Source organism: Spirilliplanes yamanashiensis (assembly GCF_016863475.1).
GTDB lineage: Bacteria > Actinomycetota > Actinomycetes > Mycobacteriales > Micromonosporaceae > Spirilliplanes > Spirilliplanes yamanashiensis.
Genome location: NZ_BOOY01000002.1, coordinates 99,688 through 115,174, shown reverse-complemented (window position 1 = coordinate 115,174; position 15,487 = coordinate 99,688). Strand labels below are relative to the sequence as shown.

At 74.8% G+C, this 15,487-nt stretch carries 18 protein-coding genes; 7 read left to right on the top strand and 11 right to left on the bottom strand.

Annotated features, from left to right (window positions below):
• Nucleotides 1–18 precede the first annotated feature (18 nt).
• From Sya03_RS01950 to Sya03_RS01940, 3 genes are read right to left on the bottom strand one after another with little or no spacing between them, the layout of a single operon-like run.
• On the bottom strand, nucleotides 19–927 hold the full coding sequence (locus tag Sya03_RS01950) for a chitosanase (RefSeq protein WP_203936368.1): 909 nt from the start codon (nucleotides 925–927) through the stop codon (nucleotides 19–21).
• Between the two features lie 53 nt (nucleotides 928–980).
• A complete protein-coding gene (locus tag Sya03_RS01945) occupies nucleotides 981–1,814 on the bottom strand; it encodes a phosphoribosylaminoimidazolesuccinocarboxamide synthase (protein ID WP_239107056.1) in 834 nt (277 codons plus the stop codon).
• 13 nt (nucleotides 1,815–1,827) lie between these two features.
• Complete coding sequence (locus tag Sya03_RS01940; protein ID WP_203936367.1) at nucleotides 1,828–2,091, bottom strand: hypothetical protein; 264 nt, start codon at nucleotides 2,089–2,091, stop codon at nucleotides 1,828–1,830.
• A gap of 71 nt (nucleotides 2,092–2,162) precedes the next feature.
• Here Sya03_RS01940 and malQ point away from each other — a divergent pair, with 71 nt between their 5' ends.
• The 3 genes from malQ to Sya03_RS01925 are packed head-to-tail and all read left to right on the top strand — an operon-like array spanning nucleotide 2,163 to nucleotide 4,498.
• A complete protein-coding gene (gene malQ / locus Sya03_RS01935) occupies nucleotides 2,163–4,088 on the top strand; it encodes a 4-alpha-glucanotransferase (protein WP_203936366.1) in 1,926 nt (641 codons plus the stop codon).
• Nucleotides 4,085–4,264: an antitoxin gene (locus Sya03_RS01930; RefSeq protein WP_203936365.1), complete on the top strand. Its 180-nt coding sequence runs from the start codon at nucleotides 4,085–4,087 to the stop codon at nucleotides 4,262–4,264. Before malQ ends, Sya03_RS01930 begins: the two co-directional genes overlap by 4 nt.
• A 54-nt stretch (nucleotides 4,265–4,318) precedes the next feature.
• Nucleotides 4,319–4,498, top strand: coding sequence for an antitoxin (locus Sya03_RS01925; protein ID WP_203936364.1), 180 nt, complete (start codon nucleotides 4,319–4,321; stop codon nucleotides 4,496–4,498).
• 9 nt (nucleotides 4,499–4,507) lie between these two features.
• Here Sya03_RS01925 and Sya03_RS01920 read toward each other — a convergent pair whose 3' ends face one another.
• Nucleotides 4,508–4,843: a hypothetical protein gene (locus Sya03_RS01920; protein WP_203936363.1), complete on the bottom strand. Its 336-nt coding sequence runs from the start codon at nucleotides 4,841–4,843 to the stop codon at nucleotides 4,508–4,510.
• 191 nt (nucleotides 4,844–5,034) lie between these two features.
• On the opposite strand from Sya03_RS01920, the gene Sya03_RS01915 reads away from it, so the two are divergent.
• Nucleotides 5,035–5,967 carry an anti-sigma factor RsbA family regulatory protein gene (locus Sya03_RS01915; protein WP_203936362.1) on the top strand — a complete coding sequence of 311 codons (933 nt, stop codon included), beginning with the start codon at nucleotides 5,035–5,037 and terminating at the stop codon, nucleotides 5,965–5,967.
• Nucleotides 5,968–6,022: 55 nt separating this feature from the next.
• Here the strand turns inward: Sya03_RS01915 and Sya03_RS30740 are convergent, their stop codons facing one another.
• The 4 genes from Sya03_RS30740 to Sya03_RS01895 form a co-directional block, all read right to left on the bottom strand.
• Entirely contained in the window at nucleotides 6,023–7,456 is a 1,434-nt protein-coding gene (locus tag Sya03_RS30740) for a lamin tail domain-containing protein (RefSeq protein ID WP_239107055.1), read from the bottom strand.
• Between the two features lie 201 nt (nucleotides 7,457–7,657).
• The gene (locus Sya03_RS01905) at nucleotides 7,658–8,593 is read right to left on the bottom strand and encodes a glycoside hydrolase family 16 protein (RefSeq protein ID WP_203936361.1); all 936 of its coding nucleotides are present in this window, start codon (nucleotides 8,591–8,593) and stop codon (nucleotides 7,658–7,660) included.
• 96 nt (nucleotides 8,594–8,689) lie between these two features.
• Nucleotides 8,690–9,214, bottom strand: coding sequence for a DUF732 domain-containing protein (locus Sya03_RS01900; RefSeq protein WP_203936360.1), 525 nt, complete (start codon nucleotides 9,212–9,214; stop codon nucleotides 8,690–8,692).
• Nucleotides 9,215–9,246: 32 nt separating this feature from the next.
• Nucleotides 9,247–9,660: a hypothetical protein gene (locus Sya03_RS01895; protein WP_203936359.1), complete on the bottom strand. Its 414-nt coding sequence runs from the start codon at nucleotides 9,658–9,660 to the stop codon at nucleotides 9,247–9,249.
• 403 nt (nucleotides 9,661–10,063) lie between these two features.
• On the opposite strand from Sya03_RS01895, the gene Sya03_RS01890 reads away from it, so the two are divergent.
• Nucleotides 10,064–10,627 (top strand): hypothetical protein, encoded by a 564-nt coding sequence (locus tag Sya03_RS01890; protein ID WP_203936358.1) that lies wholly within the window; start codon nucleotides 10,064–10,066, stop codon nucleotides 10,625–10,627.
• On the opposite strand, the gene Sya03_RS01885 is transcribed toward Sya03_RS01890, so the two are convergent.
• On the bottom strand, nucleotides 10,624–11,340 hold the full coding sequence (locus tag Sya03_RS01885) for a hypothetical protein (protein ID WP_203936357.1): 717 nt from the start codon (nucleotides 11,338–11,340) through the stop codon (nucleotides 10,624–10,626). The two genes, Sya03_RS01890 and Sya03_RS01885, sit on opposite strands and share 4 nt — an antisense overlap.
• 172 nt (nucleotides 11,341–11,512) lie before the next feature.
• Nucleotides 11,513–12,361, bottom strand: coding sequence for a spermidine synthase (locus Sya03_RS01880; protein ID WP_203936356.1), 849 nt, complete (start codon nucleotides 12,359–12,361; stop codon nucleotides 11,513–11,515).
• A 109-nt stretch (nucleotides 12,362–12,470) separates the two neighbouring features.
• Here Sya03_RS01880 and Sya03_RS01875 point away from each other — a divergent pair, with 109 nt between their 5' ends.
• Together Sya03_RS01875 and Sya03_RS01870 are read left to right on the top strand one after the other, a co-directional pair.
• Nucleotides 12,471–14,006 carry a DUF1800 domain-containing protein gene (locus tag Sya03_RS01875; RefSeq protein WP_203936355.1) on the top strand — a complete coding sequence of 512 codons (1,536 nt, stop codon included), beginning with the start codon at nucleotides 12,471–12,473 and terminating at the stop codon, nucleotides 14,004–14,006.
• A gap of 2 nt (nucleotides 14,007–14,008) precedes the next feature.
• The gene (locus Sya03_RS01870) at nucleotides 14,009–15,253 is read left to right on the top strand and encodes a DUF1501 domain-containing protein (RefSeq protein ID WP_203936354.1); all 1,245 of its coding nucleotides are present in this window, start codon (nucleotides 14,009–14,011) and stop codon (nucleotides 15,251–15,253) included.
• Here Sya03_RS01870 and Sya03_RS01865 read toward each other — a convergent pair.
• Nucleotides 15,250–15,462, bottom strand: coding sequence for a hypothetical protein (locus Sya03_RS01865; protein ID WP_203936353.1), 213 nt, complete (start codon nucleotides 15,460–15,462; stop codon nucleotides 15,250–15,252). The two genes, Sya03_RS01870 and Sya03_RS01865, sit on opposite strands and share 4 nt — an antisense overlap.
• Nucleotides 15,463–15,487 lie beyond the last annotated feature (25 nt).

The following is a 15,487-nucleotide window of genomic DNA, read 5'->3' as shown; positions in this document are numbered from 1 at the left end:
CCCGAGCATCATGCCACGTCAGCCGAGCTGGTAGCGGTCCCCGTAGACCCACCAGACCATCGGCCGGCGCAGGTCGAGGTTGCCGGCCCGCAGGAAGATCCGCTGCGCGGTGTCGACCCGGGAGGTGTCGGAGTGCGCGGCCTCGGTGCGCATCTCCCGCACCCGGGCGTCGAGGAACGCGTGCAGGTACGCCGTCTCGCCGCCGCCGCCCGCGGGCGCCTTGGCCCGGCGCAGGGCCGCCGCGCGGATGCGCAGCAGGCCGGAGTAGCCGTGCATGACGGCCGCGTCGTAGTACGCGAACTGGCCGAGGGCCCGCAGCCCGTCGGCCTGGGCCCGGGCGACGGCCGGGGTGAAGTAGAGCCGGTCGCGTTCGGCGTCCTGGGTGCGCTGGAACACCGGGTCGGCGGCGGCGCGCCGCCAGTCCCGGACGAACGTCGGGTCCAGGCCGGCGTGCGAGGCCGTGCCGTCGACGCGGCGCAGCGCCGGCAGGTAGCGGGCCAGCGGGTTGGCCGGCCGGCGCCGGGTGTACGCGGCCACCAGCTGCCGCATGTCGGAGGTGCCGGAGCAGAAGCCGACGATGCCGCCGGTGTAGCCGCGCCCGTCCCGGATGTCCTCGATGTAGCCGTACTGGGCGCGCCAGTTCAGCGACGAGTTCTCCGCGCTGGAGACCAGCCGCATGGCGATCTCCTTGCGCAGCGGGAAGGTCAGCCCGGGGCGCACGCCGGGGCGCGCGCCGGGCGGGACGGCGGCCGGGGCGGCCGCGCGGCCCAGGTCGCCGGCGGCGGCGAGGTCGTGGACCGCCACGGCGATCGCCGGGACGCCGCCGAACGACGCGGTGACGGCGTCGGCGGCGCGCACGGCGAGCGGGGTCGCGGCGAGCAGCGCGAGGACGACGCCGCCCGCCAGGAACCGCCCGGGGATGCGCATGCCCCCCAGGGTCCCCGGCGCCGCCCGGCGCGGGGGTCGTTTCGGCAAATCCGTCAGGTCCAGCGGTCGCCGGTGAGCCGCTCGTACACCTCGATGTACCGGGCCCGGGTCAGCTCGACCACGTCGGCGGGCACCGGCGGCGCCGGCGGCTTCTTGTCCCAGCCGGTGGAGACCGACCAGTCGCGCACGTTCTGCTTGTCGAAGGAGAACTGCGGCCGGCCGGGGGTGTAGCCGTCGGCGGGCCAGAACCGGGACGAGTCGGAGGTGAGCACCTCGTCGCCCAGCATGAGCGTGCCGTCGGCGGCCCAGCCCAGCTCGATCTTCGTGTCGGCGACGATGATGCCGCGCGCCTCGGCCAGCTCACAGCCGCGCCGGTACACCTCCAGGGTGATCCGGCGCAGCTCGGCCGCGGTGTCGGCGCCGACCACGGTCTCGACCTCGGCGTACGTCATCGGCTCGTCGTGCTGACCGGCCGGCGCCTTCGTGGACGGCGTGAAGATCGGCTCGGCCAGCCGGGACGCCTCGACGAGGCCGGGCGGCAGCTCGACGCCGGACACCGCGCCGGTCTTCTCGTAGTCGGCCAGGCCGGAGCCGGTCAGGTAGCCGCGCGCCACGCACTCGACCGGCACCATCGACAGCCGCCGGCAGCGCAGCGCCCGCCCGGCGAACTCGGCCGGCACGTCCGTCGCGGAGATGACGTGGTTGGGCACGATGTCGGCGAGCTGGGAGAACCACCACAGCGACAGCGCCGTCAGCACCCGCCCCTTGTCGGGGATCGGCGTGGGCAGCACCACGTCGTAGACCGACACCCGGTCGGAGGCGACGAGGATGATGTCGTCGCCGTCGGCGTACACGTCCCTGACCTTGCCCGAGTGCAGCAGCTCCACGGACGGGATTACATCACGGGTGGTCGTGCGGGCCCTTGCGGCGGCGGTTGCGCGAGACGAGCACCACCGCGAGCACGATGCCGCCCACGACCAGCAGGCAGCACAGGGCCCCGCCGATGAACAGGAACGACCCGCCGCCGCGCCGGCCCCGGCCGCGCGCCGCCTCCAGCACCAGCTCGTTGTCGGCCGCCCAGGCCGCCACCGGCACGAACACGGCCAGCATCGTCGTCGTCGCCACGGCGCAGATCCGCGCCCACCACGTCAGCATGCCGTCCATCGTGCGCGGTGATGGCAACCCCGGCCACCGGGGTACGGCAGAGTGGGAACTCCAACCACGGAAGGGGCGGGATGGACGCGGATCTGGTGGCGCTGGCCGAGGCGCACGGGGTGGCGACGTGGTTCGAGAACTCGCAGCGGCAGCGGCAGGACGTGCCGGAGGCCACGGTGGTCGCGGTGCTGGGCCTGCTCGGCGTGGACGCGAGCAGCGCGGAGGCGGTGCGCGCGGCGCTGGCGGAGGTGCGCGAGCCGGGGCTGCCCGGCACGGTGGTGGTGCGCACCGGCGCCACGTACGCGCTGCCGGGCCCGGCGACGATCACGCTGGAGGACGGCTCGACCGTCGAGGCCGCCGCCGGGGTGCCGGGCGACCTGCCGCTGGGCTGGCACACGCTGCGCACCGCCGACGCGGAGGCGACGCTGGTCGTGGTGCCGGAGCGGCTGCCGGAGGCGCCGGAGGCGTGGGGCTGGATGCTGCAGCTGTACGCCCTGCACTCGGCCGGCTCGTGGGGCATGGGCGACCTGGGCGACCTGCGGGAGTTCGCGGGCTGGGCGGCCGCCGACGGCGCCGGGCTGGTGCTGCTCAACCCGCTGCACGCCATCACGCCGACGCTGCCGGTGCCGTCGTCGCCGTACTCGCCGTCGAGCCGCCGGTTCGCCAACCCGCTGTACCTGCGGATCGCCGACACGGCCGCCTACCAGCGGGCGGACGAGCCGCTGCGCGCGAACGTCGACGCCCTGGCCGGCGCGGCCCGGCCCGGGGGCGACCTCATCGACTACACGGCGGTGTGGCAGGCCAAGCGGGCGGCGCTGGAGCTGCTGTGGCCGCTCGCCGGCGAGGTGGACCTGGCGTCCGACCCGGGCCTGACGGACTTCGCCACGTTCTGCGCGCTCGCCGAGACGCACGGCCCGGACTGGCACACCTGGCCGGAGGAGCTGCGCCGGCCCGGCCCGGCCGCCCGCGCCGCGGCGAACGCCGACCGGGTGGCGTTCCACGCCTGGCTCCAGCACCTGCTCGACGAGCAGCTGGCCGCCGCCACCGCGGCAGCCGACGGCATGAGCGTCGGCGTGGTGCTCGACCTGGCCGTCGGCATCGACCCGAGCGGCGCCGACGGCTGGCTGCTGCAGGACGTGCTCGCCGAGGGCGTCCACGCGGGCGCCCCGCCGGACGCGTTCAACCAGCTCGGCCAGGACTGGGGGCTGGCCTGCTGGCGGCCCGACCGGCTCGCCGCCACCGGCTACGCGGCGTACCGGGACATGCTGCGCCGCCTGCTGCGCCGGGCCGGCGGCATCCGGGTGGACCACGTGGCGCAGCTGTGGCGGCTGTGGTGGGTGCCGCCGGGCATGGCCTCCACCGAGGGCACCTACGTGCGCTACGACCCGGACGCCATGCTGGGCATCCTCGCCCTGGAGGCGCACCGGGCCGGCGCGGTCGTCGTCGGCGAGGACCTGGGCACGGTGCTGCCGGTCGTCACGAAGGGCCTGCAGGACCAGAACATGCTCGGCTCGGCCGTGCTGTGGTTCACCAAGACCGACGACGGCGAGTACGTGGCGTCGGCCGACTACCCGCGCAACGCCCTGGCCAGCATCTCCACCCACGACCTGCCCACCGCGTCCGGCTTCCTGACCGGCGAGCACGTCACGGTCCGGGCGGAGCTGAACCAGCTGGCCGGCCCGGTGGAGCAGGAGCGGGCCCGCGCGGACGCCGACCGGGCGGAGCTCATCGAGCTGCTGCGCGGCGAGAAGCTGCTGGCGGAGGACGCCACGAACGCCGACATCGTGGTGGCCATGCACGCGTTCCTGCGCAACACGCCGTGCCGGCTGGTCACCGCGTCGCTGTACGACGTGCTCGACGAGGTCCGCCAGCCCAACCTGCCCGGCACGACCGACGAGTACCCGAACTGGCGCATCCCGCTGCCGGCGAGCCTGGAGGAGATCCAGACCGACCCGCGGGTACGCCGTATCGTCGGGGTGCTGAACGCGACGAAGGGGGCGGCATGAGTTTCCTGGACAAGGCCAAGGACATGCTCGACAAGCACGACGACAAGGTCGACCAGCTGCTGGAGAAGGCGGGCGACGAGGTCGACCGCCGCACCGGCGGCAAGCACTCGGCGCACATCGACCGGGCCGTCGACGAGGCGCAGAAGCGCACGGGGCAGGGCGACACCGTCCGCTAGTTTGCCGCCGTCCGCGTCGGGCATCCCTTCCGTGACCTACGGAAGGGATCCGACATGAGCTTCCTGGACAAGGCCAAGGACATGGCCGAGAAGCACGACGACAAGGTCGACCAGGGCATCGAGAAGGCCGGCGACCAGATCGACCAGCGCACCGGCGGCAAGTACGCCGACAAGGTCGACCAGGGCCAGAACCAGGCGCAGCAGCGCACCGGCCAGGGCGACACCGTCCAGTAGGACAGCGGGTCAGACGTCGAGGGGGGCCGGTCCGGCCTCCCTCTCGTCGACCGCGGCGAACAGCGCCGGGTGCACCGCGAGGTTGCGCTCCCGGCAGCGCACCGGCGGCAGCAGCGACGAGCGGTGCCGCGGGTGCTCGACGCAGTGCCGGTCGGCCCGCTCGATGGCGTCGCCGTGACTGCGCCCGCCGCCGTACTCGCCGCAGCGCCGGCAGTCCCAGCGCCAGTAGGCGTCCCCCTCCTCGGGGTGACACCGGCGCACCACCAGGGCCGGCCCGGGCGGCACCGGCGCCGACGCGGGCACCGGGATCCGGCCGATCTCCATGAGCACGCTGCTCGTCGCCACCGCAACCACCTCCACTGATCCGCGTACCGGTTCAGTCTGCGCGCGCCCTTCTGGACGTGTTGCCCGTTTTGTCAATCCCACGGCGGTCTGTCACCCGAGCCGGTGCTTTCGGCCCCTGCGACCGGCCCGGCACGCGCCCACCCGGTGCTAGCTTGTGGTCAGCACACCGACGACGACAGTGATCCCGCCTGATGAGCAGCAGCACCGCCCCGCTCGACCACTTCGCGTTCCCCTACGACTCCGACGAGCAGTACGTCACCACGCTGGTGGCGCACGTGGGCGCGGCGCTCGGCCGCGGCGACGGCGTGGTGGTGGCGACCAGCCCGCGACGGGTGGGCCTGCTGCGCGAGGCGCTCGGCGACGCCGCGGCGGACGTGCTGTTCCTGCCGGACCACGAGTGGTACACGGCGCCCGGCCGCACGATCGCCGGCTGGGTCCGGGTCCTCGCCGCGTCGGCGGCCCGCGGGCACACGTTCACCCGGCTGGTCGGCGAGGTCCGCTTCGGCGAGCCCGACGCGCACCGCCGGTGGATCCGCTACGAGTCGGCGGTCAACGCCGCCCTGGCCGGCGCGGCGGCCGACCTGCTGTGCCCGTACGACACCCGCACGCTGCCGCCGGACGTGCTGACCTCGTCGTACCGCACGCACCCGTGCCTGCACGACGGCACGCCGCGGCCGAGCCCGCGCTACACGCCCCCGCAGGCGCTGCTGCGCGAGATCCCCGAGCCGCCGATCGCCGCGCCCGGCCCGCCCACGGTGCGACTGCCCGTCGACGCGACCGTGGCGGGCCTGCGCGAGACGCTCCGCACCCGGGCGCAGCGCGAGGGGTGGCTCGGCGAACAGCGCCTGGAGGAACTGGTCCTGGCCCTGAGCGAGATCACCACGAACGGCGTCCGGCACGGCGGCGGCCTGCGCGGCCTGTCGGTCTGGGTCACCGACCGCTCGGTCGTCTGCGAGGTCACCGACGGCGGCGGCGCCCCGCTCGACCCCCTGGCCGGCTACCTGCCGCCGCGCCGGGGCGCCATCGGCGGCATGGGGCTGTGGCTGGTCCGCCAGGTGTGCGACGCGGTCGAGATCGTCGCCGCCGGCGGCGTCACCCGGGTCCGGTTCGCCGTCGACCGCTGAACGGCAGGCGGCCCCCGGACCTGTGACAGGTCCGGGGGCCGCGTCGCTCAGCGGGTCAGCACTCGGTGTACCTCCGGTTGGACGTCCACCGGCACGTGTCGATGGTCTTGCCGGCGCTGTTGCGCAGCGTGGCGGTGTCTCCACCGTTGTTCCACACGTGGTTCCAGGCGCCCCAGTAGCGGTGCAGCGACGGCCGGCCGTTGGTGCCGGGGCCGGTGTGGACCGTGACGCTGCGGCCCGCGACCAGGTAGGCGTTGCCGCGGAAGGTGTAGACGTGGCCGCCGACGTCGCGGATCGTCCAGTTCTTCAGGTTGATCGTCGTGCCGGTGCGGTTGGTGAGCCGCACCCACTCGCCGTTCAGGCTCTTCTTGGTCTTGCGGTCCTTGCCGGGGGCGTCGTAGTTGATCCGGCTGAACTGGACCGAGCCGAGGCCCGGCTGCTTCGGCGGGACCGGCTTGACGACCGGCGGGGTCGGCGGGGTGTCGGGGTCGCGCACCGGCGGGACGCCGGGCTCGCCCGGGGGCGGCGTGGTCGTGCCGGGGGCCGGCGTGGTCGTGCCCGGGGCGGGCGTGGTCGTGCCGGGCGCGGGGGTCGTGGTGCCGGGGGCCGGCGTGGTGGTGCCCGGGGCGGGCGTCGTCGTGCCGGGGGTGGGGTTCTCGGTGTGCGGGGTGCCCACGTTGGTGCCGCTGCCGGTGCCGGCCACGGTGAGGGTCATCTGGTGCGAGTAGCCGCCGAGCAGCAGGTTCAGCGGGTCCGCGCCGACGTACACCCGGTAGGTCTGGGTGCCGGACGGCTCGCCGGTGATCGACCGGTCGTAGTCGCCGTTGCGGACGGTGCCGCCGACGACCTCCTCGTCGGTGTATCCGGAGTTGACGGTGAGCCAGCCGGTGCCGCTGCGGCGCAGGATCTGCACGGGCAGGTGCGGCTGCCCGGGGCTGGCGAACATGTCGATGTCGACGGTGTTCGCCGCGGTAGACGTGAGGGTGTTGACCACGGGCACGGCCTGCATGGGCATCTCGACGATCGGGGAGGTCTCCTCGTTCGCGGTGACCGAGAAGAAGAACCCGCTGTCGACGACCCGGCGGATCGAGTAGCGGCCGTTGTCGTCGGACATGGCGGAGGTCGGCTCGGCGACGTCCGGGTTCGGGTCGCCGGCCCAGTGCCGGGACGGGGCCATCTCGCTGCGGCCGAAGTAGTAGGCGCCCTCGTTGAGCTGCACCAGCGTCCGCGGGTCGGCGGTGCCGGAGATCGTGACGACGCTCCAGCCGATGGCCGGGCTCGGGGTCACGGTGATGGTCGGCGGGGCGGCGGCCGCCGGGTCCGCGAAGGCGAACACCGCGGCGGACGCGCCGAGGGCGACCGCGGCCAGCGCGGCGACGAGCGTCGGCGGACGCAGGCTCATCGCGCCGGTGGGGGGTAGCGGTTCCAGCGCATGGGACGGCGCCGGGGCGGCCGGCTGGTACGCCGGCACGGCGGGTCGTAGCTGCATGTGAGGGCTGCCTTCGGGTCTCGACGGTGGCGGTAGTCGACCCTGCGCAACCATGGAGGGATACGCTGAGCGACCACTGAAGCCTACGTGTCGTGACTCTGGGCGATCATCGCCGAGCCGGTCCGCACCTTTTGACCGCAAGTACGAGAGACGAGATCACGGAACGTCATTCTCACCGCCCTCACACAGCGTCACCAATGGTCAGGGCGAGGTCCAGACCGCCACGTAGTCGACGAGCATGGGCGCGCCCGGCCGGGTGGCCGCCGTGGGCCCGCCGCCGAAGGCGTTCGGGAAGCCGCCGCCGATCGCCACGTTGAGGATGATGAAGAACCCGTGGTGCAGCGCCGCCGCCCAGGTCGCCGCCGGCACCTGGTTCTGGTAGACGTTGTGCACGTTGACGCCGTCGAGGTACCAGGCCAGGCGCTCCGGCGCGACGCTGCGGTCGAACAGGACCGTGTAGCGGTGGTACGCGGACTTGCACCCGTTGCACGCCTTCTCGCCGCTGCTGAGCCCGGAGAACTCGTTGCAGGGCCCGCCCGGGGCGGCGCCGCAGTGCAGGGTGCCGATCCAGCTGTCGCGCCCGTTCGCGTTCTCCATGATGTCGATCTCGCCGACGCCCGGCCAGTTCGTGGCGCCGACGGGCCGGGCGGCCGCCCCGAGCATCCAGAAGGCGGGCCAGTAGCCGGCGGCCTGGGCGCCGCTGACGTCCGGCAGCTTGATCCGGGCGTCGACCTTGAGCTTGCCGCCGCGCGGGGCGGCGAAGTCGGTGCGCCGGGTCTCCAGGCGGGCGGACGTCCAGCGCCCGGCGGAGTCGCGCAGCGGGATGATGCCCAGCGAGCCGCTGCTGCCGCTGAGGTGGGCGTTGGCGATGCTGCTGGTCATCGTCTCGATCTCGCCGGTGCCCCAGTTGGCGGCGCCGCCGGGGTAGCCGGTGCCCGTCGCGAACTGCCACTTGGTGGTGTCGACGGACGACCACGCGGGCCCGGTGAAGTCGTCGCTGAACCGCAGCGTGTAGCCGGCGGGCGTGGCGGGCACGGCGGCCGACGCCTCCCGCTGCACGGCCGTCAGGCCACCGGCGAGCACCACGGCGAGGGCGCCGGCGAGCGCCGCCCGCCGGGATCGGGAACCACGCACCATGGGGTCGCCTCCTGAGGTCGAGAGAACGCTCTCGCCTCAATCAACGACCCCGGCAACATCCATGTCAATCTATCGAGCTTTGGTAATAAGACCAGCTCAGGGAAGGTACTTCGGGCAGTACACGGTGACGGCGGCGCCGAGGGTGAAGGCGTCCCCGCGGTCGGTGACCGGCGGCGCGGACCGCTGCCACATCGCCGTCAGCGTCGCGGGCAGGTTGCCCTTCTTCGCCGCGACGAGCGCGCACACCGCCGCGCCGTAGCGGCCGAGCGCCGCCGGGTCGGCGCCGCGGTAGAGGGCGGCGTCCGGGTTGCCGGCGTCGGCCATGGCGGCCGCGAAGACCTGGTCCTTCGTCGGACGGGCGCGCTCGCAGACGACGCCGTCGCGGTCCCGGTCGAGGGTGCGGTTGGCCGCGTACAGCGACGCGCTGACCTTCGGCGGGTGGATCGCCGGCGCGGCGGCCGCCCTCTTCGACGTGGCGACGCCGTTGGCGTACGTCTTCTGCAGCGCCGCGCACGAGGCGTACCGGCGGGCGGCCGCCTCGGCCGGACCGGCCGGCAGGAGGGTCGCCGCGATCACGAGCGCGGCGAGGGCGGCGAGGAAGCGGGCGGGCCGGGGCGACATGCGAGACGTCATCGGCAGGCGCCGCCCGGACTTCAGTGCTCCGCCGGCTCCAGGATGCCGGCGTCGACGGCCCGCATGACGGCCGCGCCGTCGGGCGCGCCCAGCTCGCCCGCGGCGACGGCCGCGTCGAGGCGGGTCTTGAGGGCGGCGCGGGCGCGGGCCCGGGCCTCGTGCGCGGCGTCCACGTCGAACCGCTCCAGGGCCGCCCGCACCTCGGCGGCGTCCATCCGCAGCTCCCGGGCGAGGCCGGCGGCCAGCGCGGCGCGGCGCCGGCGGGCGCGCCGGGCGGCCTTCGGCTCGCGCGCGGGCCGCGCCGGGCCCGGTGCGGGCGGCACGGGCGGGGCGGGCTCGACGGCCCGGTCGGCGAGCGACACGGCGAGGGCGCCGCCGACGCCGAGCAGGCCCAGGGCGGCGAGGGCGGTCGAGCGGCGGGTCGGACGGAACACGGGGGCCTCCAGCGGTTCGGTTCGTCGGTCACCTCACCGTGAGTGACGAACCTGTGGGGACCCTATGGATCGGCCGGGCGCGGGCTGTCCGCTGCGTCACACCCAGAACGTGCGCCGGCGAGAAGTGCGGCAGCATCGTCGCCGGCCCGCCCGACTCGTTACGGAACGCATGCACGCCGCCCTCAGGTGGGTGCGCGGCCGGCCGATACGTCGCGTCGGCCTCACCCGTGGCGCCGTGGTGGCGGAGCGGTGGACAGGTCGTGCGCGCCGGCATGCCCCACGTGCGCCCCGCCACAAGCCTTGCCGTTCGCCGCGCCCCCGCCGATGGACACTGCGGGAAACCCGGTGCGGGCGAGGAGGCGGGATGGCGGTCAGGCGCGCGACGCGCGGTCGTGGCCCCGCCGTGTCCCGGACCGCCGCGAAGCTGCAGCTGCTGGCCGCCCTGTTCGCCGGGATGCTGCTCAGCGGGGCGCTGATCTGGGACGCCACCGGCGCCGCCTTCAGCGCCAGCACCGCGAGTCCCGCGAGCAACTGGGCGGCCGGCACCGTCGCGATCTCGGACGACGACGGCGGCGCTGCGCTGTTCAGCGCCACGAACGTCCAGCCGGGCGACACCGGCTCGAAGTGCATCCTCGTCACCTACACCGGCAACGCGACCGCCTCGGTGCGCCTGCACGTGCAGAGCCTCACGGGCACGCTGGGGCCGTACGTCAACGTCGTGCTGGAGCAGGGCGCCGGCGGCTCGTCGGCGAGCTGCGCGTCGTTCGTCCCCGACACCACGGCGCCGGCGGCGACGATGAGCGCCCTGGCCGCGGCCCGCCCGAACTGGGCGGCAGGGTTCGGCTCGTGGTCGCCGACGGCGGCCGGGCAGACGAAGGCGTACCGGATCAGCTGGTCGCTCGCGGCGGACAACAACGCGGCGAACAAGACCGCCGGGCTGACGCTGCGCTGGGAGGCGCAGGCCTAACCGGCCGCGGCGAGCTGCGGGATGCGCCGCACCTGGGCGACCATCCGCACCGCGCCGGGCAGCTCCACCGACAGCCCGGGCCCGCCCGGGTGGTTGGCGAACTCGGGGTCGATGAGCAGCCGGGCCAGCATCCGTGCCCGGGGCACCGGCAGGCCCAGCATCGCGGCGTGGTCGAGCCGGAACTGCACGACGGCCCGGCGCAGCACGTTGCCGAGATGGTCGGCGTCACCGACCGTGGTCAGATCGCCACCGGCGAGCACGAGCGTCGGCTGCCCCTCGCGGTTGCCGCACACCAGGCCCACCCGGGTCGGGCTGGCCGGGGCCGCCGCCAGCGTCCGGTCGGTGTCGCGCGGCCGCTCGCCCGGCCGCACCGCGATCAGCGACGGCCACTGCCAGCGCAGCTCGCCGCGCGCCACCGCGCCCTCCGGCGCGGACGTCGGGCTCAGCACCTGGTACGGCGGCCACACCTGCGGCGCCCCCACGGTGACCGGCTTGACGGCGTGCGCGAAGGCCAGCCGCCGGTCCGTCACCACCACGTCGGTGCTGGTCGGGAGCGTCCAGTTGGGCGGCGACCCGGCCGGCATGCCCGGGCCCGGGTACTCCGCCAGGGCGGCGCGGCCGCGCCACAGCACCCGCTCGCCGCCGGCCAGCGGCACCAGCTCGGCGGCCGGGTCGGCCTCGTCGACGGTGAGGAAGTGCGAGTAGTGGTACATGGGTGCGCCCCCGATCCGGTGCCCTGCCGGGCGCGACCCGGTCCGCCGCACCCGGACGCATTCAAAGACGCGGATGCGGGCGCGGACAAGGACGGGCACCCCCTTTCCCCGGATGGCGGAACGAGGGGCGGCACCGGTGAACCGTTGACGCTCCGTGTCCGTACTCCCCGGGTCAGGACCGTCCCGAGAACAGCCCGGGCGGCGGCGCGGGCGACGGCTCGGCCGCCGTGTCCAGCACCGGGACGGCGCCGGCCGCCCACCGCTCCAGGTCCGCCTCGACGCGGCCGGGGAACCAGTCGCCGGCCGCCCGCCGGCTCAGCTCCGCCACCGGCGGGGCGGTGCGGCCCGCCAGGACGACCACGTTGCCGAAGCGGCGCCCGCGCAGCACGGCCGCGTCGGCGACCAGCAGCGCCTCCGGCAGCACCCGGCGGATCGTGGCCACCTGCGCCCGCGCGTACGCCAGCGGCGGGCCGTCGGCCACGTTCGCCAGGTACCAGCCGGCCGGGCGCAGCACCCGCGCCACGTCGGCGGCGAACTCCAGCGTCGTCAGGTGCGCCGGGGTGCGCGCGCCCGCGAACACGTCGGCCACCACCAGGTCGTACGCGGCGTCCGGGGTGCCCGCCACCACCTCGCGCGCGTCGCCCACCCGCACCCGGACGGACGCCCGCCGGTCCCACGGCAGCTCGCGGCGCACCAGCTCGACCAGCCGGCCGTCGACCTCGACGACCCGCTGCGTCGACGTCGGCCGGGTCGCCGCCACGTACCGGGGCAGGGTCAGCGCGCCGCCGCCCAGGTGCAGCACCCGCAGGGGCAGCGACGGCGGGGCGAGCAGGTCGATCGCGGCGGCCATCCGGCGCACGTACTCGAACTCGAGGTGGGTGGGGTCGGCCAGGTCGACGTGCGACTGCGGCGCGCCGTCCAGCAGCAGCGTCACCCCGGACGGCCGGTCCGGGTCGGTGACCAGCTCCGCCACGCCGCTGCCGACGGTCTCGACCCGCCGGGACTCCCCTCGCCTGCCCACGGCGAGGAGTATGCCGGTTGCCGATCGGTTGTCCGCGCGCGGAAACCCGAAGCCGCTGCATTCTGCAGACGACGGACGGGAGATGACGGCCACAGACACATCCCCCTCGATGACCCGCCGTCGCGTCGTGCAGGCCGCAGCCGTGGCCGGCGTCGCGGCCGCGGTGGTCACCCCCGCGACCGCAGCCTCCGCCGCCGACCCCGCCGAGCTCACCGGCGCCGACCTCGTTTCCGCCGACCCGCTGCTGCACCTGCTGCGGCGCGCGACCTACGGCCCCTCCCCCGCCTCGATCGCCGAGATCACCTCGCTCGGCGCGTCCGCCTGGCTGGAGCGCCAGCTCAGCCCCGGCACCCTCGCCGACACCGAGTGCGACGCCGTCGTGGCCCGGTTCCCGCTGATCAACCTGTCCATCGCCGGCGTGCACGCCAAGGTGCGCAACGGCTCGCTGAAGAAGCACACCTGGGACGTCATGCGACAGACCGGGTACGCGACGCTCACCCGCGCCGTCTGGAGCAACCGCCAGCTGTACGAGGTGATGTGCGAGTTCTGGAGCAACCACCTCAACGTCACCTGCCCGTCCAGCGACTGCTGGGACAGCCGCCAGGACTACGACCGCCTGGTGATCCGCCGGCATGCGATGGGCCGCTTCGCCGACATGCTCAAGGCGAGCGCCCGGCACCCGGCGATGCTCAGCTACCTGGACAACCGCTACTCCACCCGGCTGGCGCCGAACGAGAACTACGGCCGCGAGCTGCTCGAACTGCACACCGTCGGGCTGGGCTACAGCGAGGCCGACGTGAAGTACGCCGCCCGCCTGCTCACCGGCCTGACGGTGAACCCGGCCACCGGCTACTCCATGTTCGACCGCCGCAAGCACGCCGTCGGCGCGGTGCGGGTGCTGGGCTTCCAGCACGCCAACCGCACCGACTACGGCGGCGGCGCGGCCATCATGGCGATGCTCGACTACCTGGCCATGCACCCGGCGACCGCCCGCCGCATCGCCACCAAGCTGTGCGTCCGGTTCGTCTCCGACGACCCGCCGGCGTCGCTGGTCAACCGGCTCGCCCAGGTGTACCTGGCGAACCGCACCGCCATCGTGCCGGTGCTGCGCGCCCTGTTCACGTCCGCGGAGTTCGCCGCGTCCGTGGGGCAGAAGGTGCGCACCCCGTACGAGGACGTGTGCGCCACCGTCCGCGCCCTCGGCCACCGGCCGGAGCCGTCCGGCACCGCCAGCGTCCAGGCCCTGTACTGGAGCCTGGAGAAGGCCGGCCAGCTGCCGCTGGCGTGGGCCCCGCCGAACGGCTACCCCGACACCGCCGCCGCGTGGGCGTCCCCGTCGGGCTACCTCACCCGGTGGAACGTGCACCTCAACATCGTCCAGGGCTGGTACCCGAAGGAGCTGGTCCGCCCGGACCTGTTCGCCACCCTCGTCGGCGCCCGCCCCGCCACGTACGGCGGCCTCGTCGACGCGGTCGCCCAGCGCCTGTTCGGCCGCACCCTGCGCGCCGAGCACACCGAGGCGCTGACCCAGTTCTTCGGCAAGACGCCCGCGAGCACCCTGCGCAGCAACCACCCCGCGGTCGGCTGGCTGTTCCCCTACCTCGTCGGCGTCATGCTCGACTCGCCCTACTTCCAGGTCCGGTGATCATGTCTGCTTCGTGCTGCGGCACCACCCGCCGCAAGGCCCTCGGCGCGGCGCTGGCCGCGGGCGTCTTCGGCGGCCTCGCCGGCGACCAGCTCGCCACCCAGCTCGCCTTCGCCGCCGACACCACGTACACCGGTGACGTGCTCGTCGTGCTGTCGCTGCGCGGCGGCTTCGACGGCCTGTCCGCCGTCGTCCCGTACGGCGACCCCTACTACTACCGGGCCCGGCCGACGATCGGCGTGCCCCGCACCCGCACCATCGGCAACGTCGGCGGCTTCGGCCTCAACCCGGCGCTGCGCCCGCTGCTGCCGCTGTGGGCGAACCGCAAGCTGGCCGCCGTGCACGCCGTCGGCCAGGCCGCCCCGAACCGCTCGCACTTCTCCGCGATGGAGGAGCTGGAGCGCGCGGCGCCCGGCACCAGCCTGCGCACCGGCTGGCTCGACCGCCTGCTCGGCGTCAACGGCGCCTCCAGCCCGTTCAACGGCGTCTCCGTCGGCACCGCCCAGCCGCAGCGCACCCTCGTCGGCCCGTCGCCGGACCTGGGCCTGATGTCGGTGGACGGCTTCCAGCTCACCAGCGACGACGGGCACCGCCCGATCAGCAGCACCCTCAACGCCCTGTACGCCAACGCGCCGGCCGTCCTGCGCACCCCCGCCCAGCAGCTCACCACCGCCGTCGACACCACGTCCCGGATGGCGACCGCCGGCTACGCCCCGGCCAACGGCGCCGCCTACCCCGGCACCCCGCTGGGCGGCGCGCTGCGCGACGTCGCCCGCATGATCAAGGGTGACGTGGGCCTGATGACGGCGTGCGTGGACACCGGCGACTGGGACCTGCACGAGAACCTCGGCCTGGCGGTGGCCGGCCAGCGCATGTACGACCGCCTGCACAGCCTGGCGCTGGCCCTGGCCGCGTTCGCCGCCGACCTGGGCGCCGACCTGAACCGCGTCACCCTCGTCACGGTCAGCGAGTTCGGGCGCCGCGTCGCCGAGAACGGCTCCAAGGGCCTCGACCACGGCTACGGCAACGCGATGCTGGTGCTCGGCGGCGGCGTGCACGGCGGCCGGGTGTACGGCCGCTGGCCCACCCTCAACCCGGCCCGCCTGGTCGCCGGCGACCTCGCCGTCACCACCGACTACCGCGCGGTCATCGGCGAGATCCTGCAGAAGCGCTGCCGGGTGTCCGCCGTCGGCAACGTCTTCCCCGGGGTGCGCGCCTCCGCGCTCGGCCTGGTGGCTTCCCGCTAGGGCTTGTCGTCGGCGCCGGCCCGCGGCGCGAGCCGCTGGTCGTGGACTGCGGTCTCGGCGCGGAAGTGGTGCGCCGTGGGCCGCCAGATCTCGTCGACGGGGTTCATCAGCGTCCCGCCGATGCCCCGCCGCCGCACCCGGGTGCCGAGGGCGCGCAGCCCGGCGGCCAGGGCGCCGAGCGCGAGCGCGTACACCAGGTAGGACCACATGCCGGCCACGGTACGCGCCGCCTAG